Here is a 25,274-nt window from a genome sequence, read left to right on the forward strand (position 1 = left end):
GACGCCCCCGAATCAGTGGGGGCCGCCCGCCAACCAGAGGTAGGGCCAGCCTCACCCCCGACGGCGCAGCGGGCAATCCGCCGGTCGGCGCAGCGCGGTGAGCGGCGGCACGGACGCGACCGGCCACGGCCCGGCTACCGTTCGACGGGGCGCGCCACGGCGGCGCGTCGCGAACCGGGAGGTGCGATGACGGTCCGTCCGCTGGAGGGCCTGCAGGTCGTGGAGTGCGCGAGCTTCGTCGCGGGCCCCACCGCGGGGCTCGCGCTGTCGCGCCTCGGCGCCGACGTCGTGCGCATCGACCCGCTCGGCGGCGCCAACGACCACAAACGCTGGCCGGTCGCACCCAGCGGCGACAGCTACTACTGGGCGGCGCTCAACCGCGGGAAGCGCAGCGTGGCCGTCGACATGCGGTCCGACGAGGGTCGCGAGCTGGTCGTCGCGCTGATCACCGCGCCCGGCCCGGACCGGGGCGTGCTCGTCGACAACGTCGTCGGCAGGCGATGGATGTCGAACGAGGTGCTGACGCAGCGCCGCCCCGACCTGATCCACGTGCGGGTACAGGGCCACCCCGACGGGCGCCCGGCCGTCGACTACACCGTCAACGCCGAGGTCGGGCTGCCCCAGATCACCGGGTCGGCCGAGGGCGGAGCGCCGGTCAACCACGTGCTGCCCGCGTGGGACCTCGTCACCGGCATGACCGTCGCGACGGGGGTGCTCTCCGCGCTGCGCGACCGCGACCGCCACGACCGGGGCGCCTACATCGAGATCGCGCTGGCCGACGTCGCGCTCGCCGGCGTCGCCGACATGGGCTGGCTGTCGGAGGTCGCCGCGAGCGGGCAGGACCGGCCCCGCCACGGCAACCACGTCTACGGCAGCTTCGGCGTCGACTTCCCCTGCAAGGACGGTGAGCGCGTCATGGTCGTCGCGCTCACCGAGGGCCAGTGGAAGGCGCTGTGCACGGTCACCGGGACCGGCGACGTCTTCTCCGCCCTCGAAGCGGCCCTGGGCGCCGACCTCGCCCAGGAGACCGACCGCTACCGGCTGCGGGAGACGATCGCGGCGATCCTGCGGCCCTGGTTCGCCGCGCGCAGCCTGGAGCAGGCCAGCCGCGAGCTCGACGAGGCCCGCGTCCTGTGGAGCGCCTACCGCGGCATGACCGACGTCGTGGCCGCGCACCGCAAGGGCACCTACCCCGTGCTCTCCGACGAGGTCGTCCCCGGTGCGGGCGCGGTCGTCGCCGCCCGCACGCCGTTGCGCTGGAACGGCGCCCACGGCCCCGCCGGGCCCTCACCGCTGCTGGGCCGCGAGACCGACGAGGTGCTGGCCGAGCGGCTGGGCCTGTCGTCGGCGGAGATCGGTGGTCTGCACGAGCGCGGCACCATCTGAGGCTTAGGCTGCGCCGATGCCGAAGTACGCGGTGCTGCTGCGCGGGATCAACGTCGGCGGGAACCGCAAGGTGCCCATGGCCGAGCTGCGCGAGCTGTTGACGGGCCTGGGGTTCGACGACGTGCGGACCCACCTGCAGAGCGGCAACGCCGTCGTCGGCGCGTCCCGCACGACACCGGCGAAGGTCACCGCGAAGGTGGAGAAGGCGCTCGAGTCCGAGTACGGCGTCGCCATCAGGGTCGTCGTGGTCACCAAGGCGGAGGTCGACGCGATCATCGCCGCGCACCCGTTCACCGACGTCGCCGACAACGGCTCGCGGATGATGGCGCTCTTCCTGTCCGCCGTGCCCTCCGCGGCCACGGTCGAGGAGTTCGACGCCGTCGCCCTCGACCCGGACCGGGCGCGTCTGGGCGACCGCGTGATCTACCAGTGGTGCCCCGACGGTGTCCTCAAGGCCCCCGACGTGGCGTCGTTCGTCGCCAGGAAGTGGGGCGTGACCGTCACCGGACGGAACTGGAACACCGTCACGAAGCTCGCGGAGATGCTTGCTCCGTAGGGTGGACTCCCCGATGTCAGGGAGGGTGGCACCACCTCCGATATCGGGGTCATCCCCCGCGACCCGGGCCCGTCACGTCGGCACGATTCTCCTCATGACGAACACGGCGTACTGCGAGATCCCGCGGGGCACCATGGCCCGCTCGGCCCGGATCGCCGCGCTGCCCCTGGCCTTCGGTGGCCGGGCCGTCGCCGGCTGGGGCAAACGCCTGGCCGGTGCCGACGCGGAGCAGGTCTCGGCGAGCGCGATGGAGCGCAACGCCGAGCAGCTGTTCGCCGTGCTCGGCCGGCTCAAGGGCGGCGCGATGAAGATCGGCCAGGCCCTGTCGGTGTACGACTCCATGATTCCCGCCGAGATCGCCGAGCCCTACCAGCAGGCGCTGGTCAAGCTGCAGTCCGCGGGTCCGACGATGCCCGCCGCGACGGTGCACCGGATCCTCGCCGAGCAGTTCGGTCGCGACTGGCAGCGCCGGTTCCGCTCCTTCGACGACACACCCGCCGCGGCCGCGAGCGTCGGCCAGGTGCACCACGCGGTGTGGGCCGACGGGCGCGAGGTCGCCGTCAAGATCCAGTACCCCGGTGCGGGCGACGCCCTCGACGCCGACCTGCGCACCCTCGAGCGGTTCTCGAAGCTGTTCACGCTGATCGTGCCCGCGCTGGATGCCAAGGCGCTGATGCGGGAGCTGCGCGACCGGATGCTCGAGGAGCTCGACTACCGCGCCGAGGCCGACCGCCAGCGCCGCTTCGCCGCCGCCTACGCCGGCGACCCGGACCTGCACGTGCCGGCCGTCGTCGCGTCGGCGCCGAAGGTGATCGTGGCGGAGTGGCTCGACGGGGTGTCGCTGGGCACGATGACGGCCCGGCCCGCCGCGACCGCCCGCGAGCAGGCCCTGCGCGACGAGTGGGCGCACACGATCATCGAGACGATGTTCTCCTCGCCCGAGCGCGTGGGGATGCTGCACGCCGACCCGCACCCGGGCAACTTCATGGTGCTGTCCGACGGCCGGCTCGCGATGATCGACTTCGGTGCCGTCGCCGAGCTGCCCGACGGGTTCCCGCCGGTGCTGGCCCGCATCCTGCGCCACGTCGCCGACGCCGAGCCCGCGAGGATGATGCGGCTGATGCTGGCGGAGGGGTTCGTCGGCGGGGACGTGCCGGCCGAGGACGTGCTGCGTTACATCGGGGCGCTCGCCGACCCGCTGCGCACCGACACGTTCCGCTTCCACCGGGCGTGGCTGGCGCAGGAGGGCTCGCGGGTCCTCGACCTGCGCGGGAAGGCGCTCCGTTCGCTCGCGCTGCCCCCGCAGCACATGCTGATCGTCCGGGTGCTCTCGGGCTGGACGAACATCCTGGCCCAGCTCGACTGCACCGTCGCCGCCCGCCCGCTGGCCGAGGAGTGGCTGCCGGAGTTCTGAGCCGCCCGCCGACCTCGCCGAGTTCGACAGGAGACTGGTGCCGAGCGTGATCGAACCAGTCTCCTGTCGAACTCGGCGGGAGGCTGTCAGGGGGCAGCCGGGCCGCGCCCGCGATCTCAGCACCGTGTACGCCGCCGGGACCGCCGCGAACAGCGACACGAGCCCGGCGCGCCGGCCCTGGGTAATGCTGCACGACACCAGGTACAGCATGTTCGGCCCGGGCGTGAGGACCAGCCCGAGCGCCACCGCCGCGATCCCCGCGGCCGCCGCCGCATCGATGACCATGACCCCAGTCCACGCCGTCGCGGCGGGGTCGGCGAGGGCCGATCCGGAGAAAGTGGCGATCACTGCTTGCGGACCGACCACTCCCACTTCTTGCCGACGACGTTCGACGCGCGCCCGCCCATGTCGTTGCCCACGATCGATCCCTTGTAGACGGCGTAGCCGCTGTTGAAGGTGAGCGTGATCGTCGCGCCGCGCTGGGTCCAGGTGTCGCTGGACTTGTCGAACGTGCCCGTCGGGCTGGTGTAGGCGAGCCGTGAGCCCGCCTTGAAGCGGAAGACGTAGTAGCGGCCGTCGGAGTCGGTGCCCGACCAGACCGTGCCCTCCAGCGACGGGGTCAGCGGCCGGTCGGCGCGTTCGGCGACACCGGTCCCCGCGGTCGCCACCGTGCAGCCCGTCAGCGCGAGGACCGCCACGGCCAGCATCGTGAACAGCATGGCCATCCGGCTCCGCGCCACCTCGTCCCCTTCCGTCCCGTCTTCGCCCGTCCGGGTCATGCCCTTCCGGCCATGCTTGCCGGATCCGCCCGACCGGCGCAACCGGGCCATGTCCGTGACGGGCGGGTGACGACGGGTCCGCAAGGATCGTTGTCATCGGGATCACACTGCCGGCGGTGGGTTCACGCGGGGTGCTCGCCGGACGGACGTGACGCGCGAGCGGGCATGATGGGGGCGTGGCCAAGAAGGCGCGGTCGGCCGCGCGCAGACGCACGATCCTGGTGACGGTCGCCGTCGGACTCGCGGCGATCGCCTGGATCGTGAAGATCGCCGTGGAGGCGGCGCTGTCCGACGGCGGCACCGTCGACCTCGGCCTGCTGCAGCTGCGGTTGTTCTACAACACGGGTGTCTCGTTCAGCTTCGGGTCGTCGCTGCCGCTGTGGGTCGTCGTGACGGTGACGGGCGCGATCACGCTGGCCATCGCGATCTACGCCTGGGTCGCGGCCGCCGACGTCACGATGCTCGGCCTGATCGGGCTGGCCGCGGTCGTCGCCGGCGCGGCGACGAACCTGGTCAACCGCACCGTCGACGGTGCCGTCGCCGACTACTTCCACACCGGCTGGTTCGCGACGTTCAACCTGCCCGACACCTACATCACCCTCGGTGTGGTGTGCATCGGGCTGTCGGTGCTGTTCCCCGGGCGCGCAGCGCGAGCTGCCGATGCCGCCCCGGACACCGTCGAGTCCACCGAGCGTTCGGAGGGCTGACTCAGAGGCTGTCGGCGGTGAGGAGCACCCCGCCGCCGCGCAGCATCGGCGACCCGACCAGCACGAGCGCCGCGCCCCGGTCGGCCACCTGTCGTTCCCCGGCGTCGCCGCGCAGCTGCACGACGGCCTCGGCGAGATGGCCCATGCCGTGCATCCGGCCCTGCGAGAGGCTGCCGCCGCCGGTGTTGACCGGCAGCTCACCGTCGACGGCCACCCGCCCGTCCTGCACGAAGTCGAGCGCCTCGCCGCGACCGCAGAAGCCGGCGGCCTCCAGCCAGTACAGGACCGAGGGCGCGAACCCGTCGTAGAGCTGGGCCGACCCGACGTCGCGCACGCCCAGACCGGCCTGCTCGCACAGCGCGCGGACCAGCGGTTCCCCGGCGTCGACGTGGTCGTCCATCGTGTAGTGCAGGCGGTGCTCGCGCCGGGTGGTCTGCTGCGCGGCGGCCGCGACGTACACGGGTGGGCGGGGCAGGTCGCGGGCGCGGTCGGCCGTCGTCAGGACGAGCGCGATCGCGGCGGTGACGGGCACGTCGCAGTCGAACAGGCACAGCGGGTCGGCGACCATCCGCGCCGCGGCGTAGTCCTGCTCGGTCAGGGCGCGGTCGGCGAAGACGGCGTGCGGGTTGCGGTTCGCGTTGCGCCGCTGTTCAACGACGAGCGCCGCCATCGCCTCGCGCCGCCCGCCGGAGCGCTCCAGGTAGCGGCGGTAGGCCAGGGCGTGCCACGGGATCGCCCCCGCGCAACAGTAGGGGGCGGCGAAGGCGGCGTCGCCGGGCGCGGTACCGGCGTGGGTGCCGTAGGTGCCGGGCGGGACGTACATGGCGCGCCACACGAGCGCCGTGGTGCAGGCGCCCGCGGCGAGGGCGTGGACGGCGTCGCGCACCGACGTCGTCACCATGCCCTCACCGGCCTGGGAGTACCAGCGCACGCCTCGGGCCCAGGGCGCCTGCAGGAAGTGCTCGACGTCGACCATGTCCTCACCGCTGCGCGCCGCCGCGCCCTCGAAGGGCGGCGTCGGGTAGGTGGCGAGGCCGTCGACGGCGTCGGGGGTGAGCCCGGCGTCGGCGATCGCGGCGGCCGCGGCGTCGTCGGCGAACCGGCCCAGCGGTGTCGTCGTGCGCCGTTCGACCGCGGAGAACCCGACGCCGACCACGGCGACAGCGCACCGGTTCGCCCAGGTCACGACGGGCCCTCCGCCGAGTCTCCAGCCGGGTGGAAGCGCGGCAGGACCTGGTCGCCGGCGGTGGCGTCGAACGCGACGCGCATGTCGTCGCCGATCCTCAGCTCGGCCCGCTCGTCCACATCCGACACCAGCCAGAGTCCGGGCTGCTCCACCAGTTCGACGACGGCGATCACCACCGGGGGCAGCCCGCGCGGGCGGCCGGGGACGACCGGGTCGTGCGCCGTCGTCCAGCTGACCAGCGTCGCGTCACCGCTGACCGCGGTGAACATCGGATCCCCGCCGCACGACGTGCACCGTGCCCGCGGCGGATGCTGGAACGTCCCGCAGTCCCCGCAGCGCTGCACGACGAGCCTGCCCTCACGCGCCGCGGCCCAGAACGGGGCGGTGACGTCGTCGGGGACCGGGACGGGACGCGCCCAGGCGCCGTCGGCGACCGGTCCGTCGGACATGTGCACCTCCCGCGGCGGATCCCCTGCGGCACAACGACCGTACCCGCAGTTTCGCACACCGCCCGTCGGCTCCGTGATCGCGAAACCGCTCCGGACCGGCGCCGCGGCTGTGTTAGGACGAGACTCGGCGCCGCGCCGGGACCGGGAGGGGCACGGATGAGGCTGTGCGGATGAGGCTGCGCGGGACCGACGTGTGCGTCGTCGGGGTCGGCACCAGCGAGGAGTTCGGGTTCGACCTGGGGCGCAGCCCGATGCGGCTGCAGGCCGAGGCGTTCACGGCGGCGCTGGCCGACTGCGGGCTCGGCCGCGCCGACGTCGACGGCGTCGCCACCGCCCACGGCTCCCCCACCGGCGTCGACTACGAGGAGTTCACCGCCGTCATGGGGCTGGACTGCCGCTACGTCGACCAGGCGTGGGCGCACGGGCGGTGGTCGACGGGGCTGGTCGCGCACGCGTCGCTGGCGATCATGGCGGGGCTGGCCGACGTCGTCGCCATCGTCAACACGGTCACCAACGGCCGCGGCTACGCCCGCCACCTCGGCGGGCTGGGTGGGCACGGGACGGTCGAGGGGTTGCGCGACACCGGTGGTGGGCACGGCGAGTGGTCGGTGCACGGCGTCGACACCCCGGGCGCGGCGACGTCGCTCGTCGCCCAGCGCTACATGGAGCGCTACGGCGCGTCGTCGCAAGACCTCGCCCGGATCGGGATCGGTTTCCGGGAGAACGCGCAGCTCAACCCGATGGCGATCCTGCGCGACAAGCCGCTGACGCAGGAGTCCTACCTGCGCGAACCCGTCATCTCCGGCCCGTTCCGGCGCTGCGACTACTCGCTGGCCAACGACGGCGCGACCTGCCTGGTCCTCGCCGCGGCCGACCGGGCCGCCGACCTGCGCACCCGTCCCGTCCGGGTCGCGGGCGCGCAGAGCATCCGGTCCAACCGAGACGGCTACGTGCTGTTCTCCCGGCCCGGGCTCGGCGTCGGGTTCGCCGACGAGACCCCGCTGCGCCCCGAACACCATCGTGTCTACGACATGGCCGGGGTGGGCCGCGACGACGTCGACGGCCTCTACGTCTACGACTCGTTCTCCAGCAACGTGTGGATGACGTTGGAGCGCTTCGGGTTCTGCGGTGAGGGCGAGGCGCCGGGGTGGATCGCGTCCCGCGGGCTGGGCGTCGATGCGGCGCTGCCGGTCAACACCAACGGCGGGCTGCTGTCGGAGGGGCACTTCGGCGGCTACAACCATCTCGTCGAGATGATGCGCCAGCTGCGTGGCGAGTGCGGGCCGCGGCAGATCGAGGGGGCGGAGGTGCTGCAGTGGACGACGCCGTGGGGCGACTCCCTGATCCTCACCCGATGACGCTTCCCGACGGGACGAGGTCCTGATGTCGCGGTTGCGTCGGGTCGGCGAGCACCGGGGGCCTGCTCCCGTCGTCCACCCGGAGACCGAGCCCTTCTGGCGCGGGCTCGGCGAGGGCCGGCTGCAGCTGCAGCGCTGCACCACCTGCGGCACGGTCCGCTTCCCGCTCGGGCCCGTCTGCTGGCGCTGCGGCGGGTTCGGCCACGACTGGACCGACGTCGCGACGACCGGCACCGTCTCCGCCGCAGTCACCGTCCGCCGCGCCACCGGCGACCCGCTGTGGGCCGGCGAGGTCCCACTGGTCAGCGCCCAGGTCGACATGTCCGACGGCCTCCGGCTGCCCGGGCGCGTCCTCTGCGACCCCGACGCCCCGCCCCCGCACGGCACCCCCGTCGAGGCCGCCTACCTGGCGACCGAGGACGGGTTCGGGGTGCTGTGCTTCGTGCTGCGCAACGGATCCCGCGTCGAACCCCGGGAGGGCTCGTGACCGACATCCCCCGCTTCGCCGACCTGCCGTTCGTCGAGGGCACCGACGAGCGGCACGCCTGGGACGTCTGGGGGCGCGACGACGAGCTCGGCTCCCTCAACCGCATCGGCCCCGAGCAGGTGCTGGCCGCGACCCGGCTGGTGCGGGAGGGCCGGATCATCCCGCTGTCGCTGCGTCTCGACGAGCCCGACCCCGGTCTGTTCGCCACCCGCGAGCCGTACCGGCAGACCGTCGAGACCCTGAACGTCGGGCGCGACGACAAGCTCGACAACCTCTACCTGCAGTACTCCACGCAGTGGGACGGCTTGCGCCACATCAAGTTCCGCGACCACGGCTACTGGGGCGGGCGCAGCGAGGAGCAGCTCGACTCCTCCGACGACCTGGGCATCGACCGGTTCTCCCGGCGCGGCCCGATCGGCCGCGGCGTCCTCGTCGACGTCGCCCGCCACCGGGAACGGCAGGGCGCACCGCTGGCCGGGGACGAGTCGTTCGCCATCACCGGCGCCCTGCTCGACGAGGTCGCCCGCGCCGACGGCGTCGAGTTCCACCCCGGCGACTTCCTCGTGCTGCGCACCGGCTGGCTCGAGTGGTACCGCGCGCAGACGCGCGAACGCCGCCTCCAGCAGCGCGGCTCGATGAACGACGGGATGTCGATGCCCGGCCTCGACGGCGCCCGCGACACCGCGGAATGGCTGTGGGACAACGGCATCACCGGCGTCGCGGCCGACAACCTGGCCGTCGAGGTGCTCCCGGTGGACCGGGCCAAAGGTTTCCAGCACCGACGGCTCATCCCGTTGCTGGGCATGGTCGTCGGCGAGCTGTTCCACCTGCCGGAGCTGTCGGCGTACTGCGCGGAGACGGGGCGCTACGAGTTCCTGCTGACCTCCGGCGCGCTGCCCGTCCCGCGCGGCGTCGGGAGCCCCGCCAACGCCTACGCGATCGTCTGACCGCGGTGAAGGCCGTGTCCTTCGCCGTGCCGGGCGGCCCGGAGGTGCTGCGCCACGGCGACCTGCCCGACCCGGTGCCGACGCCGTTGCAGGTCGTCGTGCGAGTCCACGCGTGCGGGGTGTGCGGGCACGACTCCGCCGACCGCGCCGGCCTCACCCGCGTCCCCCTGCCCGCCGTCCTGGGGCACGAGATCGCCGGCGAGGTCGTCGAGGTCGGGGCCGACGTCGCCGGGTTCGCCGTCGGCGACCGGGTGGCGTGCAAACAGTTCGCGACGTGCACCCGCTGCCCCGCCTGCGCCGCGGGCGACGAGTTCTCCTGCCCCGACAAGGCCTTCGTCTACGGCGGCGGCGCCGAGTACGTCGCCCTCGACCAGGACACGCTGCTCGCGGTCCCCGACGGCGTCACCTCCGCCGACGCCGCGATCACCGCCTGCGCGATCGGCACCTGCCTGCAGGCCCTCGACGACGTCGCGGGGGTCAGGGCAGGCGAGACCGTCGTCGTCACCGGGGCCGGGGGCGGGCTGGGGCTGCACGCGATGCAGGTCGCCGCCGCGCTCGGCGCCCGCGTCGTCGCCGTGACGTCCTCACCCGCGAAGGCGCCGCTGCTCGCCGCCCACGGTGCCGACGACGTCGTCGTCACCACCGACGGCGACCTCGCCGCCCGGCTCACCGACCTCACCGACGGCCGCGGCCCGCAGGTGGTGCTCGACAACGTCGGCCACCCCGACCTGTTCGGCGGCTGCTTCCGGGCGCTCGCCCCGCGCGGACGGTACGTGTTCACCGGGCAGCTGCAACGGACGCGGATCAGTCTCCACCCAGCGTTCGTGTTCGGGAAGGAAGCCGTGATCACCGGCTCCAGCTCCACCCGCGCCGCGACCTTCGCCCGCGCCATGGACCTCGTCGCCGACGGCCGCGTCCGGCCCGTCCACGACACCTTCCCGCTCACCGACGCCGCCCGCGCCCACCGGGCCGTCGACGAGCGTCGCGTCGTCGGCCGGGCCGTGCTCGTACCGTGAGCTGCCTCGAAATTCGGTGGCGGACACCGGTACCCGAGTTGGTACGGTGCCCGCGATCGCGACCCGGCCCCCGGAGGTGACACCCATGTTCCCTGCACACACGTGGGTGCTCCCGTCTCCGTCCCGATCGGGCGACTGACGATGGTCGCCAGGAGCGCCACCCCCACAGGCACTCCGAGAAGGCGATCCCCATGGACTCACCGCACTTCAGCGCGGGCGCACCCCCGACCGCCGGCACGCACGCCACGGTCGGCCGGGTCGGCGACCTGCAGTGGCAGGCCGTCGAGGACGGCCACGTCGTCGGCCGGGCCGACGCGTCCCGCCGGCCCGACGGCCGCACCTTCCTGAGCATCGACACCTGGCACGGCGCCGTGTTCGACCTCCTCGCGACAACCGTCCCGGCCGACCTGGCGGGACCGCTGCACACGATGGTCGACGAGGGCGACCACGACCTCACCGACCGCTGGCGACGCGCCGGCTTCACCCCGCGACGCCGGGAACGGGAGTACGTCGTCGGCACCGACCGGTCCGTCGCCGGCCGCGCACCTGTCGACGTGACCATCCTCGGTCTCGGATCGGCCGACGCATCGTCGCTGGGCGCGCTGTACGACGCCGTCCGCGCCGAGGTCGACGCCGACGCCGGCTGGGACACCATGCCCGTCGAGGTGCCGCCGAGGGCGCTGGCCGACCCCGCCCGCTACGCCGTCGCCGTCGTCGCCGACCGGTACGTGGGCCTGGTCCGCGTGACGTCGCGGCGCCACCACGCGCGGATCGGGCTGGTCGCGGTCCGCACCGGGCTGCGCCGCCGCGGCATCGCCCGCGCACTGCTCGCCGAGGTCCTGAGCATGTTGCACCGCAACGGAATCCCCACTGCCACCGCCGAGGTGGACGAGCACAACACCGCCGCGGCGGCACTGTTCGAGGGCATCGGCGCGCAACGTGTCGGCGGCACCCTGTTCCTGGAGCGCGGCGCACTCCTGGAGCGGGGCGTATGACCAAGGCCGCCGGAGCGATCGAGGTCGAGGGCACCGTCGTCGACTGCCTGCCCAACGCCCTGTTCCGGGTCGAGCTGTCCAACGGGCACACCGTGCTCGCCCACATCAGCGGGAAGATCCGGAAGAACTACATCAAGATCGTGCTGCTCGACCGGGTCCTCGTCGAGCTCAGCCCCTACGACCTGAACCGGGGCCGGATCCTGTTCCGGTACCGGACGTAGCACCCGGCCCGACCGGCGTACCGGCGGCCGCCCGGCCGCCGGTACCCCGCGGCGCCAACGGGCCCGCCAGCAGCAGCACGATCCCCTCGCTCAGCATCTGGATGCCCAGCAGGATCCCGAGCAGCGTGAGCGTCGCCGCGGTGAAGTTCAGCAACACGATCAGCCCCATCACCAGGGACACGAGCCCCGAGATCCCCAGCAGAATGCGGTGGCCGGGAACCTGGATCGCCAGCACGATCCGCACCCCGCCGACGACGAGGAACATCGCGCCCGCGAGCAGTGTCAACGTCGCCGCCCCGACGACGGGGTTGCGCAGCACCACGAGGCCGAGCACCGCCAGGATCGCCCCGCCCAGCAACGCCGACCAGAACACACTCGCCGACTCGCGCCTCATGATCGCCCGGACGACCAGCAGCACACCGCCGACCAGGATCGTCCAGCCGATCAGCAGGATCGACAGCAACGTCGCCATCACCGCGTTGGACAGCAGGAACGCGCCGCCGAGGATCAGCAGCACCGCCAACACGATCTCCCAGACCGACCGCCGCGTCGTCGCCTCACCCATGCCTGACCTCCTGCTCAGCTGATCACCGAGCATGCCCGCCGCGGCGCCCCGATGGAACGGCCAGTCGGCCACCGGTCGTGATGGGCGACGGTCCTCAGCCGACGGCGGCGATCACGAGGCCGATGAGCGCAACAGTGATCACTCCGTCACGCGCCGGGCCCGGTGCCGAGCCTCAGTATGCGGTGGTCCCCGCGTCCACGGGCAGCGCGACGGCGGTGACCATCCTGGACTCGTCGGAGACCAGGAACAGCACCGCGTCGGCGATGTCCTCGACCTTCGTGACCTCCACGCCCAGTGCGTTGCCGTACATGCCGCCCAGGTGTGGGTTGCCGGCGAGCGCCGCGTCCATGGCCTCGCGGGCCTCCGTCGTCGCCGAGGAGTGCATGCTCATCGCGGTGTCGACGCTGGTCGGGTGGATGCTGTTGACTCGGATGTCGTGCTTGCCCAGCTCGGCGGCGAAGGCCTTCGCCATGCCGGTGACCGCGAACTTGCTGGCCACGTAGGGCACGAGGAACGGCAGCGCCTTCAGTCCGGCGGCGGAGCTGACCAGCACGATCGAGCCCCCGCCGCCGCTGGAGACGACGTGCGGCGCGGCCGCCATGACGCTGTTCCAGACGCCGGTGAGGTTGACGGAGATGGTGTCGTCGAAGACCTCCGGCGTCACCTGGTCCCATGGCTTCATGATCACGATGCCGTGGTTGACGACGACGGCGTCGAGGCGGCCGAACTCGGCGACCCCGGCGTCGACGGCGGCGCCGAGTGCCGGGCGGTCGCGGACGTCCACCTGCACGGCGTGGATGCGCCGCCCGGTGGCCTCGACCAGTCGCACGGTCTCCGCCAGGTCCTCGGGTGTGGCGCCCGGGTAGGGCACGCCCCGGACGGCCTCGCAGACGTCGAGGGCGATGACGTCGGCCCCCTCCTCCGCGAGGCGGACGCAGTGCGCGCGTCCCTGTCCGCGTGCCGCGCCCGTCACGAGTGCGACCTTGCCGATCATCCTGCCCGTCATGCTCATCCTTTCCAGAAGCTGTGTTGCGCGCGGAGGGCGCGGCGGGTCGTCACGTCGGGGCCACCCGGTCGAGGAACGCGGCGATCGACGCGACGGCGTCACGGCCCTCGTCGTGGACCTGGCAGAAGACCGGCCACACGTGCGGCACGTGGGCGACGACGTGCAGGTCGGCCGCAACGCCCGCACCGGTGAGCCGCGCGGCGAGGGCGACCGCGTCGTCGCGCAGCCGTTCGCGCGCACCGGCGAGCACGATCGCAGGCGGCAGCCCGGCGAGGTCGCCCTGCAACGGCGAGGCGTGCGGCGTCGCGAGCGGGTCCGTGTCCCCGAGGTAGTGGGAGACGTTGTTGCGCAACGAGTCCTTGGTGACAACAGGGTCGTCGGTGAACTCGTCGAGCGACGCCGCGGTGAGGGTGAGGTCGACCCACGGCGAGATCGCGACGATCGCCGCGGGCAGCGGCTCCCCCGCGTCGCGCAGATACTGCAGGGTCGCCAGGGCGAGCCCGCCGCCGGCGGAGTCCCCGCTCACGACGTCCGCGCCGGACTCCCGGACGACCGCGGCGGCGTCGTGCAGCCCCGCCGGGAACGGCCGTTCGGGGGCGAGCCCGTAATCGACGAGCAGCACCTCCGCGCGCGCGGCTGCGGCCAGCGCGGCGGCGAACCCCCGGTAGCCCTGCGGCCGGCCCATGACGAACCCGCCGCCGTGCAGGTGCACGACGGTCCGCGCGATCGGCCCCGCCGTCACCCGGATGACGGGCACACCGGCGACCTCCGTGGAGTCGTAGGTCGCGTCGGCGGGGACGGGGAGCCGGTCGAGCAACCGGTCGTAGGCGGCGCGCTTGTCGCCGATCACGGGGTCCGGCGGCAGGGTCCGGTCGGCCCACAGCGCGAGGACGTGGGCGAGGCCGTACCCGTCGACGACGGTCATCAGCTCGCGCGCCGTTCGTCCCCGGCGGCGGTGTCGTCGGCAGACGTGGAACGGGAGAAGTGTGGGAAGCCCGCCGCACTCTCGTCGCGGATCTTCGCCAGCCACTTGTGGAAGCCGCCGAAGTACTGCTGCACGACGCGCGCCTTGCCCGGGATGTTGGCCCCGAAAAGCCAGGACTCACTGCCGCGCACCGCCATCGTGGGCGCGACGGCGTCGAGCACCTCCTGGTTCCACGAGGACACGGCGTCGGGACGAGCCTCGATGCGGTCGGTCCCCGCGTCGCGCGCGGCGGCAATGGCCTGGCCGATCCACTGCGCCGTGTGCTCGATGACGACGGTCAGGATCGCGTAGGGACCCTGCGGCCCGAGGATCATGAAGAAGTTCGGGAAGTCGTCGACAGCCATCGCGAGGAGCGTCTCCGGGCCGTCGGCCCAGCGCTCGGCCAGCGACGCACCCGACCGGCCACGCACGTCGACACGCGTGAATCCGCCGGTCACGGCGTCGAAGCCGGTCGCGAAGATGATGACGTCGAACTCGTACTCGTCGTCGCCGACCCTGATGCCGCGCGGGGTGATCTCCGAGATCGGGGTCTTCTTCACCGAGACGAGCTCGACGTTGTCGCGGTTGAAGGCCTCGTAGTAGTGCTGGCCCAGCGGCGGGCGCTTGCTGCCGACGCCGTGGTCGTCGGGGCAGAGCAGCTCGGCTGTCTCCGGGTCGGTGACGATGCTGCGGATCTTGTCCCGTACGAAGTCGGCTACGACCTTGTTGATCTCCGGGTCGGTCATCATGTCGTCGAACATCTCGAACATGAACCGGAAGGTGCCGCGCTCCCAGCCGGCCTCGAGGGCGCGGCGGCGCTCCTCGTCGTCGAGGTCGACGCCGAGCCGTCCTGCGCTGGGCGGGTACGGCAGCGCCATCGGGTGCAGCTCCGTGCGCTTCCACATGGCGTCGCGGTCGCGGTCGAGCTCGATGCGCTGGACGTCCTCCAGCACGTGGTTGCGCGACGGGACGACGTAGGTGGCGGTGCGCTGGAACACCGTCACCGCCTCGGCGGTTCGGGAGACCACCGGCACGAGCTGCACGCCGGTGGCCCCGGTGCCGACGATCGCGACACGCTTGCCCGCGAAGTCGAGGCCGCGGTCGTGCGGCCAGCGCGGGGTGAACAACACCTCGCCGTCGAAGGTGTCGATGCCGGGGAAGTTCGGCAGGTATGGCGCCGACAGGATGCCCTGCGCGGCAACGTAGTAGGTCGCGGAGACGACGTCACCGACATCGGTGCGCAGTCGCCACAGGTTGGCGTCGTCGTCGAACTCCGCGGCCTCGACGCGCGTCCCGAACCGGATGTCGCGGCGTAGGTCGAGCCGGTCGGCGACGAAGCGCAGGTACTCCGCGACCTCGCCCTGGGCCGGGAAACGCTCCGACCACTGCCACTCCTTCTCCAGCTCGGGGGAGAAGGAGTAGCAGTAGTACCAGGATTCGGAGTCGGTCCGGCAGCCCGGATAGCGGTTCCAGTGCCACGTGCCGCCCACGTCGTCCGCCTCGTCGACGACGAGCGTGCGGAGCCCGAGGCCGCGCAGCTCGTGGAGCATACGCAGCCCACCGAAACCGGCACCGACGACGACGGCGTCGTAGTGCTGGTCGGCCTCAGGCTCCGGGCGGGTGACGGGGTCTGACGGGGACATCAGGGGGAACCTTCCTGCGACGACGATGGCGGACTTCCGGTGTGGCTCAGGACGCGAGCTGGCAGCTGCCGTCCGGCGGCGGCAGGGTCTCCGACGCCGGGTAGGTGAACTTCTCGACGAGCCGGTTCTGGCCGTCGACCTGCTCGACCTGTCCCATGTAGACGGGAGCCTCGAGCTGGTGGTCGGCCGCGCGCATCGTGACCTTGCCCTTGATCGAGTCGAACTCCAGGCCCTCCAGGCCCTTCGCGACGGTCTTGGGGTCGATGCTCTGCGCCTTCTCGATGCCGGCGAACAGCGTCTGCATGCCGAGGTAGGCCAAGCCCGCGACGTCGGTCGGGGCCTTGCCGGTCTTGGTCGTGTAGGCCTCGACGAAGGCCTTCGCCCCGGGGTTGTCGACGCCCGGGGCCCAGGTGTTCTGGTTCCACATGCCGGCGAGCCGAGGGTCGGTCACGGCATCGAGGGTCGCCGACGAGAACGCGGTGTTGCCGACGACCGTCTTGTAGTTGGCGAACGTGCCGAAGTCGAGGCCCTGCTTGAAGAAGTTGACGGCGTCGGATCCGTTGGAGGAGACGAACAGTCCGTCGCCGCCGGCGAGCTGGCTGAGGTTGGCGGCGAAGTCGCTGGTGCCGATCGGGGCGAACAGCGCCTTGTCGACGCGGCCGCCCTGGGCCTGGACGCCCTCCTGCATCGCGGCGGCCGAGTTGCGGCCCCACGAGTAGTCCTGGCTCATGGTGTCCCAGGTGGCCAGCGGGTTGTCCTTGAGCCAGCGGCCGATGCTGTTGAACGACATCGTGTCACTCTGCGTGGTGCGGAACAGCCGCGCGTTGCAGTTCTTGCCGGTCAGGTCGTTGAGCTGGGCCTGGTCGGCGATCGCGAGGGCGTCCCACGACTCGAGGCGCTGCGAGATGGCGAGCGTCGCCGGCGAGGTGACCATGCCGATGATGAACTTGGCCCCGTCGCGCTGGACGAGCTGCTGCGCCGCGGCGACGGCGCCGTCGGGGGTGCTCTGGGCGTCGGCGGAGTAGACCTCGATCTTGCGGCCCGCGATACCGCCCTTCTCGTTGGCCTCCGCGACCGCGAACTCGACGCCGGCCTTCTGGGACGCGCCCAGCGCGGCGTTGGGGCCCGAGGCGTCGAACACGAGCGCGATCTTGATCGGGTCGCCCTCGGCGGCGTCCCCACCGCCGCCCGCGGCCGATCCGGCGCAGGCGGATGCCGTGACGGCGACGACGCCGGCGCAGAGGACGCCGCACAGCCGTAGCGCTGTTCTCCTCATCGAGAAGCTCCTGGGTGTGGTGTGTACTCAGATCGCGACGAGCGACCTGAGATCGGTGGGGGTGGTGTCGGCGAGCCGTCCCTGCGAGGTGACGGCTCCCTTGGCCATGACCGCGTAGTGGTCGGCGAGCCGGTGGACCAGGTCGAGCCGCTGCTCGATGAGCAGCATCGAGGTGCCCTGCGCGCGCAGAGCGGCGAGCATGTCGCCGAGTTGGTCGATGACCACGGGCGCGAGCCCCTCGCTCGGCTCGTCGAGCAGCAGGATCCGCGGGTTGGCCATGAGCGCGCGGCCGATGGCGAGCATCTGCTGCTGACCGCCCGAGAGCGCGTCCCCGGGGGAGGTACGACGCTCGTGGAGCATGGGGAACAGCTCGTAGACCTTCTCCAGGGTCCACTCCCCCGTCCGTCCCGACGCTCGGCCGAGGATCAGGTTCTCCTCGATCGTGAGGCTGCTGATGATCCAGCGGCCCTGCGGGACGAGTGCGGCGCCGAGCCGGGCAGCCTCGTGGGCCTGCTTGTGGCGCAACGCCTTCCCGTCGATCTCGATCGTCCCGGACTTGAGCTGGGCGATCCCGAACATCGCATTGAGACTCGTCGTCTTGCCGACGCCGTTGGCGCCGACGAGCGCGAGGCAGCCGCCCTCCTCGACCTCGAAGGACAGGCCGTCGACGATGAGCGCGTCGTCGTAGTAGGCGCGGACCGCGTCGAACCGGAGCACCGCCGTCATGCCGCGTCCTTCCCCAGGTAGGCCTCGACGACACGCGGGTCGCGGCGGACCTCGTCGGGCACACCGTCGGCGATCACCGCGCCCTGCTCCAGCACTGTGAGCCGCTCGCAGATGCGGAAGACGACCTCGAGGTGGTGCTCGACGAGCAGGACGGTGGTGTGGCGCGCGGCGACGATCTCGGCGAGGTGGTCGGCGAGCTGGATGCTCTCGTCGTGGGACAGGCCGGCGGCGGGCTCGTCGAGCAGCACCAGCGGCGGCCCGCCGAGCAGTGCGAGCGCGATGTCGACGCGACGCTGCTCGCCGTAGGAGATGTCGGAGCAGCGGCTGCGCAGCGTGCCGCCGAGCCCCATCGTCGCGACGATCTCGTCGACGTCGGGCTCGTTCACCGCGCGGGCGGCCAGGTCGATCTGGTCGGCCACGGTGAGCTGCGGGAACACGCTGATCCGCTGGAACGACCGGGAGATGCCGGCGCGGCGTCGCCACGTGACGGACTTCTTCGTGACGTCGGTGCCGTCGTAGGTGATGACCCCGCCCTGGGGGCGGCGCCGCCCGGAGACCAGGTCGATGCAGGTGGTCTTGCCGGCACCGTTGGGGCCGATGAGGCCGTGGATGCTGCCCTTCGCCACGGAGAGATCGACGTCGTTGACGACGCGCAGGGCTCCGTAGGAGAAGCGGACGGCGCTGAGCTCAAGCATCGGTGCTCCTCCCGCGGCGACGGGTCACGGCGGTGCGGATGCGGTCGACGACCTGTGCACCGCCACCGGGCGCGAGCAGCACGAACGCCATCAGGCTCAGGCCGAGGACGGCCTGGTAGTGGCCGCTCTTGGCGAGCAGCGCCTGCAGGATCGCGAAGGCGATCGCGCCCAGCGGCGGCCCCCAGACGCTGCCGATGCCGCCGATGACGGCGACGATCAGCGCGAGCCCGGACGCGGAGAAGAAGAGGTCGTCGGGTGAGACGAACGCCTTCTGCAGCACCGCGACCGCGCCCGCGAGGCTGGCGCAGAAGCCGGAGATCGTGATGGCGGCGATGCGCGGCAGGACGGTCGACACACCCGAGAAGCGCACGCGCTCCTCGTTCTCGCGGATCGCGGTGAGGCGCCGTCCGAAAACGGTGCGGCTGACCAGCCACAGGCCGCCGATCGTCGCCATCAGGACGAGCCAGACGATCGGCCACGCGTGGACGGGCCCGGCGTAGTCGGCGACGTCGCGGCCCAGGAAGTCGCCGTGCAACTCGACGACCATGCCGTCGAGGCCGTCGGTCAGCGCCCGTGAGCGGTAAGCGGCGACCCACAGCATCATGCCGAGCGCGAGGGACAGCATCGCGAACGCGATCCCGGTGCTCCGGGCGATGACCAGCGCGAACAGCAGCGAGAGCACAGTGCCGCCGAGGATGCCGAGCAGCAGCGCGGGCAGCGGCGGCAATCCGGTGTGGATCGCCAGGTTGCCGACGACGTAGCCGGTCACGCCGTAGAAAGCGGCGTGCCCGAAGCTCAGCAGCCCGGTCTGGCGCAGCAGCCAGCCGATGCTGAGCGCGAGGATGCCCTGGGTGACGCCCTGCGTCGCGACCTGCAGCGGGTAGAGCGCCACCATGTACGGCAGCGCGAGCCCGGCCGCGGCGACGACCGCCCAGGTGCCGACGCGCACGCCCAGGGCCGTCCGCCCGGTGCGCAGGGCGCTGCGGACGGTGTCTCCGGCCGGCTTCTCCGGCGCCGTCCGGGGGTCGGAGGTGATGGTCATGCGCTCCTCGTTCCGGCGAGGCCGCGGGGGCGCACCAGCAGCACGACGACCATGAGCAGGTAGGGGACGTACGCGCCGATGTCGGGGCTGTAGGCCGAGCTCAACGTCGACAGCAGGCCGAGGATGATCGCCGCGGCCATCGCCCCACCGATGCTGCCGAGCCCGCCGACGACCACGACGATGAAGGTGAGGACGAGAATCTCCGCTCCCATCGTCGGCGACAGGCTCAGGTACGGGCCGGCGAGTACGCCCGCGAGCCCTGCCATCCCGGCGCCGAGGCCCACGACGACGGCACTGACCCGGTCGACGTCGATGCCGACGACGGCGGCGACGTCGCGGGCGGTGCTCGACGCGCGGACGTGCAGCCCGATCGTCGAGCGGCGCAGCCACATCATCAGCGCGATGCCGACGACGAGTCCGATGGCGATGACGAACAGCCGGTAGGTCGGGTAGTCGACGCCGCCGATGGCGGTCGAGCCCTGCAGCCCCGCGGGGGCGTCGACGGTCTTGGCGCCCAGCCCCCACACGCTCTGCACGACGTCGGTGAGCACGAAGGTGAGCCCGAAGGTCAGAAGGACCATGTCGAGCTCGCCGCGTTTGGTCAGGTAACGGAAGCCGAACCGGTCGGCGAGCACGCCGATCAGCGCGAACACGATCGGTGTCACGACGATCGCGACCCAGTACGTCATGCGTTCGGAGATGGTGAAGCCGACGTAGGCGGCGAGCATGTAGACGGCGCCGTGCGCGAAGTTGACGATGCCCCGGAGCCCGAAGATGAGTGCGAGCCCCGTCGACAGCACCAGCAACAGGACGCCGAACGCGAGCCCGTTGAGCAGCTGCACGATCATGCGCGACCCCGAGCAGTGATCTGCCTCATGGGGGGATGCAAGCACGAATACGGAGTGACATGCAAGAGCGTATGCAAAATCGCGTACTCTCCGTGTCAGACCGGTCGCGATAGCCTCGACCGGCCCTCCGGACGCTCGAGGAGACCGATGACCACGACCCGGCTCAGCAGCGCACTCCGGTGCGCCGGCGCGGTCCGCACCATGATCCTGACGGGCGAGCTCTTGCCCGGCGAGAAGATCCGCCAGGAGGATCTCGCCGCCCGTCTCGACATGAGCCGCATCCCGGTGCGCGAAGCGCTGTCGACCCTCGAGTCCGAGGGCGTGATCGTCCACCGGCCCAACATGGGCTACGAGGTCGCACGCTTCAGCAGCGACGATCTCGACGAGATCTACCTGATGCGCAGGCTCCTCGAGACCGAGCTGGTCCGGTCGGTCGACCTCGCGGACGTCGACGTCGCCGAGTTCGAACAGCTCAATGCCGCGCTCGCGGCCACGTCGATCGACGACCAGCGCGAGGAGTTCGACCACGCCAACGAGCGCTTCCACTTCCGACTCTTCGAGTACTCGCCGATGCTGCGGGTCCGCGAGGAGATCGCCCGGCTGTGGCGGCTCTCGACGTTCTACCGCTCGCTGTCGTGGAACGGCGTCGGCTCGCAGGCCAGGGTGCTCGCCGAGCACGACCGCATCATCGAGGCCATCCGCGCGCGGGACGGCGCCGCCGTCATCGCGGCGTGCGACGAGCACCGGGGATCGACACTGGATCTTGTCGCCGGCCGGGTCAGCCGACACCGCGCGAACGGCGGGGGCGCCCGAACACACTGACGAGGAAACCTCGTCCAGGCGTGTAGACACCATCGCATCCGACATTGTATGCATTAACGCATGCTGTCCTCGAGGTCCTCCCCACCACCGCCGTCGCCGGGTCCGCTGGACGGAATCCGGGTCCTCGACCTCACTCGCGTGGTGATGGGCCCGCTCGCGACACAGGTGCTCGCCGACCAGGGCGCCGACGTGATCCTCGTCGAGGCCAACGGCGGGGACACCAACCGCGTGATGGGACCCGGCCCGCACCCCGAGTTCTCCGGGATTGCACTGAACCTGTTGCGCAACAAGCGATCCATCGACATCGATCTCAAGTCGGCCCAAGGCGCCGCCGCGGTCCGGGCCCTCATCGCCACCTGCGACGTCGTCGTCGCGACGATGCGCCCGCAGGTCCTCACCCGGCTCGGGCTCGACTACGAGGCCGTCCGTGCGATCCGGCCCGACGTCGTCTACTGCCAGGGCCAGGGCTTTCCGCTCGCGAGCGACCGCGCCCACGAACCCGCCTACGACGACATCATCCAGGCCGCCACCGGCGTCTCCGACGTTCTCGAACGCGTCACGGGCACCGCTGGGCTGTTCCCGACGATCTTCGCCGACAAGGTGTGCGGGCTCGTCATGGCCCAGGCCATCGCCGCGGCGCTTCTGCACCGTGAACGCACCGGCATCGGCCAGCACATCGAGGTCCCGATGACCCAGGCCATGACCGGTTTCATGCTCGCCGAACACGGCAGCGGCGCCATCGCGGAACCACCGCAGAACACTGCCGGCTACCCCCGCATCCTCACCCCGGAACGACGACCGCACCGCACCGCCGACGGCATGGTCCACCTGTTCCCCTACCGGCCCGCCCACTACGCGCACCTGTTCGCATCAGCTGGTGTCCCCAGCGCCGACTCCGATCCGCGTTACGTCGACCAGCGCGCCACGATCGCCAACGCCGACTCGCTCTACCGCGACGTCCGCGCCGTCTGCCTCACCCGCACCACCGACGAGTGGCTCGAGTTCTGCCGGGAGGCCGGCATCCCGGCGACGCGCGTCGTCACCTTGCAGGACATGGTCGACGACCTGCCCGTGGCCGAGCACCCCGTCACCGGGACCTACCGCGTGATCCCCCAGATGGCCAACTTCAGCGCGACGCCCGGAGGGGTGCGCCGCGCTGCCCCGCTCATCGGCGAACACACCGCCGAGCTGCTCGCGGACCTGCTGCCCGCCGATCTGCTGCCCGCCGACGACATCCTCGACGAGGAGTCCGCATGAGACTCGCCCCCACGACGCTGACCGACGACGAGCTCGCCCTGCAGGCCGACGTCCGCCGCTACCTCGACGAACGCCTACCACCGGGCAGCTACCCGCTCGGCCTGGGCATGACCGGCGAGCGCGACCCGGAGTTCTCCCGCGACCTCGGCGCCCGCGGCTGGCTGGGAATGGCCCTGCCCACCGAGTACGGCGGCGGCGGACGGACCGCAGTCGAACGGCTCGTCGTCGTCGAGGAGCTGCTGGCCCGCGGCGCTCCCCTCGGCCACCACTGGATCGCCGACCGCCAGTCCGGTCCCAACATCGCCGCCAACGGCACCGAGCAACAGAAGAAGGAGTTCCTGCCCGGCATCGCGCGCGGCGAGCTGTCCTTCGCCATCGGCATGAGCGAGCCCGAGGCCGGGTCGGACCTGGCTGCCGTCCGCACTCGAGCGGTTCCCGACGGCGACGGCTGGCGCATCAACGGGCGCAAGATCTGGACCTCCGGCGCCGCCGACTCCACCCACATCCTCACCCTGGTACGGACCTCCGACGACCGGCACAGGGGCCTCACCCAGTTCATCGTCGACCGCGACACGCCCGGGCTGACCGTCTCCCCCATCCCGTTCATCGACGGCACACGCCATTTCTGCGAGCTGCAGTTCGACGACGTCCGTCTCCCCGACGACCGCCGCCTCGGCGAGGTCGGCGCCGGCTGGTCGCAGAACACCGGCGAGCTCGCGCTGGAGCGCGGCGGCGTCGACCGCTGGATGTCACTCATGGCCTACCTCGTGCACTGGGCCCACCACGCCGGACCGGCCGCCGAGCACGACCTCGGGACGATCACCGCGAAGCTGTGGGCGTTCCGGGGACTGTCACTGTCGGTGGCGCGCATGGTCGACCAGGGTCTCTCGCCCAGCGTCGAGGCCGCCCTGGTCAAGGAGATGGCCACCCGCTTCGAGCAGGAGTGCCTCGCGATCGTCGTGCGTCACCTCGGCCGCACCCCGGAGCTCGACTCCGACGACCCCTACGAGGCGCTGCTCGCCCGCGCCGTCCTCACCGCGCCGTCGTGGACCATTCGCGGCGGCACCAACGAGATCCTGCGCACCGTGATCATGAAGGGGCTGGCCGGAAAGTGAGCACCACTGGTTTCGACGCCGACCTCGTCGCACTCGTCGACGACTTCTTCGGGTCGGAGTCCGACGCCGCCGCCGTCGAGGCGGCCGAGCGGACCGGCTTCCCCGCCGCGACGTGGGCGGGTGCCGACGAGATCGGCCTGCCCCGCGTCGGGCTCCCGGAGTCCCTCGGCGGCGCGGGCGGTTCGTTGCTGGACGCCGTCGCCGTCCTGGTCGGCTCCGGCAGGCACGCGGTGCCGCTGCCGATGCTGGAGTCGTGGCTGGCCGGGTGGGTCCTCAGCGTGGCGGGCCGTTCTCTCGACGGCACGGTGCGGTCCTTCACCGCGGGAACGGCGCGCGACTCGCTCGAGATTGTCGACGGGCGGGCACACGGGACGCTGCACCGCCTGGGCTGGGGGCGGTCGGCGTCGCAGGTCGTCGCCCTGCTGCCCTCCGGAGTCGTCGTCCTCGAGGTGGACGGCGCCCAGGTGCGGGAACGCACCGATCTCGCCGGGATGCCGTGCGACGACCTCACGTTCTCCGGCGGCGATGTCGCGCTGGTGGACGTCCCCAGGCAGTCTGTGCTGGCGCGAGCGGCCCTCGGACGGGCCGCGCAGCTCGCCGGCGCCACCGAGGCCGCGTTCGAGCTCACCCACGGCTACGTCGGGCAGCGCGAACAGTTCGGCCGCCCCATCGGCCGGTTCCAGGCCGTCGCCCAGCACGTCGTCCTGCTCGCCCAGGCCGCGACGACGTCGATGCACGTCGTCGAACGTGCGGCGCTCGCCCTGTCCGTTCACGACGCGGCCTTCGAGGCCGCCGCAGCGAAGCTCGTCGCCTCCGAGAACGCGACCATCGCGATCGCCGCCGCCCACCAGGCCCACGGTGCGATCGGCATGACCCAGGAATACCGGCTACAACAGTTCACGCGCCGGCTCATGGCCTGGCGGGCCGAGCTCGGCTCCGGCGCCGCCCTGGCCGCGGTTCTGGGTCGGACCGCCGCGCACGCCGACTCGCTCGCCCACCTGATCACGGACCCCGCACCTGCCCTTCTCGACATCGACGGAGCGCCCGCCGCATGACCGACGTCAGCACCGACCGCACCGGCGACATCGCCGTCGTCACCATCCACCGCCCGCCCGCCAACTTCTTCGACTACGACCTCATCCACGACCTCGCCAACGCCCTCGACGAGCTCGCCGCCACCGGCTGCCGCGCCGCCGTCCTCGCCTCCGAGGGACGGCACTTCTGCGCCGGCGCGAACTTCGGTACCGGTGGGCCCGCGGCCGACCGCGTCGACAGCTCCCGGCGCCTCTACACCGAGGCCGTCCGGCTGTTCCGGGTGCCGATGCCCGTCGTCGCCGCCGTGCAGGGTGCCGCCGTCGGCGGCGGGCTCGGGCTCGCCCTGTCCGCCGACTTCCGCGTCACCGTCCCCGGCGCCCGCTTCCACGCCAACTTCGCCGCGCTGGGTTTCCACCAGGGCTTCGGACTCAGCGTCACCCTGCCCCGGCTCGTCGGGGCGCAGCTCGCCGCCGAGCTGCTCTACACCGCTCGCAAGGTCGACGGCGCCGACGCCGTCCGCCTCGGCCTGGCCGACCGCCTCGCCGACGGCAGCGACCCGCTCCCCGCCGCCGTGGACTTCGCGCGGGAGATCGCGTCGTCGGCACCGCTCACCGTCCGGTCCATGAAGGAGACGCTGCGCGGCACCCTGGCCGACGACGTCGCCCGCGCCACCGAGCGCGAGCTCACCGAGCAGGCACGGTTGTGGGCCACCGAGGACTGTGCCATCGGGATCGCCGCCAACCTCGCCCGCGAGACGCCGGTGTTCGTCGGGCGCTGAC

The 25,274-nt window shown here is 72.2% G+C and carries 27 protein-coding genes; 15 read left to right on the forward strand and 12 right to left on the reverse strand.

Annotated features, from left to right (window positions below):
* Positions 1–186 precede the first annotated feature (186 nt).
* From PSU4_RS08190 to PSU4_RS08200, 3 genes are all read left to right on the forward strand, one after another.
* On the forward strand, positions 187–1,386 hold the full coding sequence (locus PSU4_RS08190; RefSeq protein ID WP_147104405.1) for a CoA transferase: 1,200 nt from the start codon (positions 187–189) through the stop codon (positions 1,384–1,386).
* A gap of 16 nt (positions 1,387–1,402) precedes the next feature.
* A complete protein-coding gene (locus tag PSU4_RS08195) occupies positions 1,403–1,942 on the forward strand; it encodes a DUF1697 domain-containing protein (protein ID WP_147104407.1) in 540 nt (179 codons plus the stop codon).
* Between the two features lie 94 nt (positions 1,943–2,036).
* On the forward strand, positions 2,037–3,356 hold the full coding sequence (locus PSU4_RS08200) for an ABC1 kinase family protein (protein ID WP_147104409.1): 1,320 nt from the start codon (positions 2,037–2,039) through the stop codon (positions 3,354–3,356).
* Between the two features lie 344 nt (positions 3,357–3,700).
* On the opposite strand, the gene PSU4_RS08210 is transcribed toward PSU4_RS08200, so the two are convergent.
* Positions 3,701–4,081 carry a hypothetical protein gene (locus tag PSU4_RS08210; protein WP_147104412.1) on the reverse strand — a complete coding sequence of 127 codons (381 nt, stop codon included), beginning with the start codon at positions 4,079–4,081 and terminating at the stop codon, positions 3,701–3,703.
* A gap of 230 nt (positions 4,082–4,311) precedes the next feature.
* Here PSU4_RS08210 and PSU4_RS08215 point away from each other — a divergent pair, with 230 nt between their 5' ends.
* On the forward strand, positions 4,312–4,842 hold the full coding sequence (locus PSU4_RS08215) for a signal peptidase II (protein WP_147104415.1): 531 nt from the start codon (positions 4,312–4,314) through the stop codon (positions 4,840–4,842).
* A gap of 1 nt (position 4,843) precedes the next feature.
* Here PSU4_RS08215 and PSU4_RS08220 read toward each other — a convergent pair whose 3' ends face one another.
* Both PSU4_RS08220 and PSU4_RS08225 read right to left on the reverse strand, forming a co-directional pair.
* Complete coding sequence (locus tag PSU4_RS08220; RefSeq protein ID WP_147104417.1) at positions 4,844–6,028, reverse strand: thiolase C-terminal domain-containing protein; 1,185 nt, start codon at positions 6,026–6,028, stop codon at positions 4,844–4,846.
* Positions 6,025–6,477: a Zn-ribbon domain-containing OB-fold protein gene (locus tag PSU4_RS08225; protein ID WP_147104420.1), complete on the reverse strand. Its 453-nt coding sequence runs from the start codon at positions 6,475–6,477 to the stop codon at positions 6,025–6,027. The genes PSU4_RS08220 and PSU4_RS08225 overlap by 4 nt, the downstream gene beginning before the upstream one ends.
* Before the next feature lie 170 nt (positions 6,478–6,647).
* On the opposite strand from PSU4_RS08225, the gene PSU4_RS08230 reads away from it, so the two are divergent.
* The 6 genes from PSU4_RS08230 (at position 6,648) to infA (ending at position 11,501) form a co-directional block, all read left to right on the forward strand.
* Positions 6,648–7,835 carry a thiolase family protein gene (locus tag PSU4_RS08230; protein WP_147104423.1) on the forward strand — a complete coding sequence of 396 codons (1,188 nt, stop codon included), beginning with the start codon at positions 6,648–6,650 and terminating at the stop codon, positions 7,833–7,835.
* Between the two features lie 25 nt (positions 7,836–7,860).
* Complete coding sequence (locus PSU4_RS08235) at positions 7,861–8,322, forward strand: Zn-ribbon domain-containing OB-fold protein (RefSeq protein ID WP_147104426.1); 462 nt, start codon at positions 7,861–7,863, stop codon at positions 8,320–8,322.
* Entirely contained in the window at positions 8,319–9,269 is a 951-nt protein-coding gene (locus tag PSU4_RS08240) for a cyclase family protein (protein WP_186816808.1), read from the forward strand. Before PSU4_RS08235 ends, PSU4_RS08240 begins: the two co-directional genes overlap by 4 nt.
* A gap of 5 nt (positions 9,270–9,274) precedes the next feature.
* Positions 9,275–10,285 (forward strand): alcohol dehydrogenase catalytic domain-containing protein, encoded by a 1,011-nt coding sequence (locus tag PSU4_RS08245; protein ID WP_186816809.1) that lies wholly within the window; start codon positions 9,275–9,277, stop codon positions 10,283–10,285.
* Between the two features lie 191 nt (positions 10,286–10,476).
* Positions 10,477–11,280, forward strand: coding sequence for a GNAT family N-acetyltransferase (locus PSU4_RS08250; RefSeq protein ID WP_147104435.1), 804 nt, complete (start codon positions 10,477–10,479; stop codon positions 11,278–11,280).
* Positions 11,277–11,501 carry a translation initiation factor IF-1 gene (gene infA / locus PSU4_RS08255; RefSeq protein ID WP_147104438.1) on the forward strand — a complete coding sequence of 75 codons (225 nt, stop codon included), beginning with the start codon at positions 11,277–11,279 and terminating at the stop codon, positions 11,499–11,501. The genes PSU4_RS08250 and infA overlap by 4 nt, the downstream gene beginning before the upstream one ends.
* On the opposite strand, the gene PSU4_RS08260 is transcribed toward infA, so the two are convergent.
* The 9 genes from PSU4_RS08260 to PSU4_RS08300 all read right to left on the reverse strand — a co-directional run bounded on the left by PSU4_RS08260 (position 11,449) and on the right by PSU4_RS08300 (position 20,266).
* Entirely contained in the window at positions 11,449–12,066 is a 618-nt protein-coding gene (locus PSU4_RS08260) for an HdeD family acid-resistance protein (protein WP_222596201.1), read from the reverse strand. The two genes, infA and PSU4_RS08260, sit on opposite strands and share 53 nt — an antisense overlap.
* Positions 12,067–12,238: 172 nt before the next feature.
* A complete protein-coding gene (locus PSU4_RS08265) occupies positions 12,239–13,072 on the reverse strand; it encodes a mycofactocin-coupled SDR family oxidoreductase (protein ID WP_147104441.1) in 834 nt (277 codons plus the stop codon).
* Between the two features lie 49 nt (positions 13,073–13,121).
* Positions 13,122–13,997, reverse strand: a complete 876-nt coding sequence (locus PSU4_RS08270; protein WP_147104443.1) for an alpha/beta hydrolase — start codon at positions 13,995–13,997, stop codon at positions 13,122–13,124.
* Entirely contained in the window at positions 13,997–15,679 is a 1,683-nt protein-coding gene (locus PSU4_RS08275) for a flavin-containing monooxygenase (RefSeq protein ID WP_147104445.1), read from the reverse strand. The genes PSU4_RS08270 and PSU4_RS08275 overlap by 1 nt, the downstream gene beginning before the upstream one ends.
* 46 nt (positions 15,680–15,725) lie before the next feature.
* The gene (locus PSU4_RS08280) at positions 15,726–16,955 is read right to left on the reverse strand and encodes an ABC transporter substrate-binding protein (protein ID WP_147104448.1); all 1,230 of its coding nucleotides are present in this window, start codon (positions 16,953–16,955) and stop codon (positions 15,726–15,728) included.
* A 27-nt stretch (positions 16,956–16,982) separates the two neighbouring features.
* Entirely contained in the window at positions 16,983–17,681 is a 699-nt protein-coding gene (locus PSU4_RS08285) for an ABC transporter ATP-binding protein (protein ID WP_147104451.1), read from the reverse strand.
* Complete coding sequence (locus PSU4_RS08290; RefSeq protein WP_147104546.1) at positions 17,678–18,376, reverse strand: ABC transporter ATP-binding protein; 699 nt, start codon at positions 18,374–18,376, stop codon at positions 17,678–17,680. Before PSU4_RS08290 ends, PSU4_RS08285 begins: the two co-directional genes overlap by 4 nt.
* Positions 18,369–19,418, reverse strand: a complete 1,050-nt coding sequence (locus PSU4_RS08295) for a branched-chain amino acid ABC transporter permease (protein ID WP_147104454.1) — start codon at positions 19,416–19,418, stop codon at positions 18,369–18,371. Before PSU4_RS08295 ends, PSU4_RS08290 begins: the two co-directional genes overlap by 8 nt.
* Positions 19,415–20,266, reverse strand: a complete 852-nt coding sequence (locus tag PSU4_RS08300) for a branched-chain amino acid ABC transporter permease (RefSeq protein WP_147104457.1) — start codon at positions 20,264–20,266, stop codon at positions 19,415–19,417. Before PSU4_RS08300 ends, PSU4_RS08295 begins: the two co-directional genes overlap by 4 nt.
* A gap of 147 nt (positions 20,267–20,413) precedes the next feature.
* On the opposite strand from PSU4_RS08300, the gene PSU4_RS08305 reads away from it, so the two are divergent.
* The 5 genes from PSU4_RS08305 to PSU4_RS08325 are packed head-to-tail and all read left to right on the forward strand — an operon-like array spanning position 20,414 to position 25,273.
* A complete protein-coding gene (locus PSU4_RS08305; RefSeq protein ID WP_147104460.1) occupies positions 20,414–21,088 on the forward strand; it encodes a GntR family transcriptional regulator in 675 nt (224 codons plus the stop codon).
* 60 nt (positions 21,089–21,148) lie between these two features.
* Positions 21,149–22,345, forward strand: a complete 1,197-nt coding sequence (locus tag PSU4_RS08310; RefSeq protein ID WP_147104463.1) for a CaiB/BaiF CoA transferase family protein — start codon at positions 21,149–21,151, stop codon at positions 22,343–22,345.
* Entirely contained in the window at positions 22,342–23,460 is a 1,119-nt protein-coding gene (locus PSU4_RS08315) for an acyl-CoA dehydrogenase family protein (protein ID WP_147104466.1), read from the forward strand. Before PSU4_RS08310 ends, PSU4_RS08315 begins: the two co-directional genes overlap by 4 nt.
* Positions 23,457–24,515, forward strand: coding sequence for an acyl-CoA dehydrogenase family protein (locus PSU4_RS08320; protein WP_186816810.1), 1,059 nt, complete (start codon positions 23,457–23,459; stop codon positions 24,513–24,515). Before PSU4_RS08315 ends, PSU4_RS08320 begins: the two co-directional genes overlap by 4 nt.
* Complete coding sequence (locus PSU4_RS08325) at positions 24,512–25,273, forward strand: enoyl-CoA hydratase/isomerase family protein (RefSeq protein ID WP_147104472.1); 762 nt, start codon at positions 24,512–24,514, stop codon at positions 25,271–25,273. Before PSU4_RS08320 ends, PSU4_RS08325 begins: the two co-directional genes overlap by 4 nt.
* The last annotated feature ends 1 nt before the right edge of the window (position 25,274 follow it).

Source organism: Pseudonocardia sulfidoxydans NBRC 16205 (assembly GCF_007989085.1).
Classification (GTDB): domain Bacteria; phylum Actinomycetota; class Actinomycetes; order Mycobacteriales; family Pseudonocardiaceae; genus Pseudonocardia; species Pseudonocardia sulfidoxydans.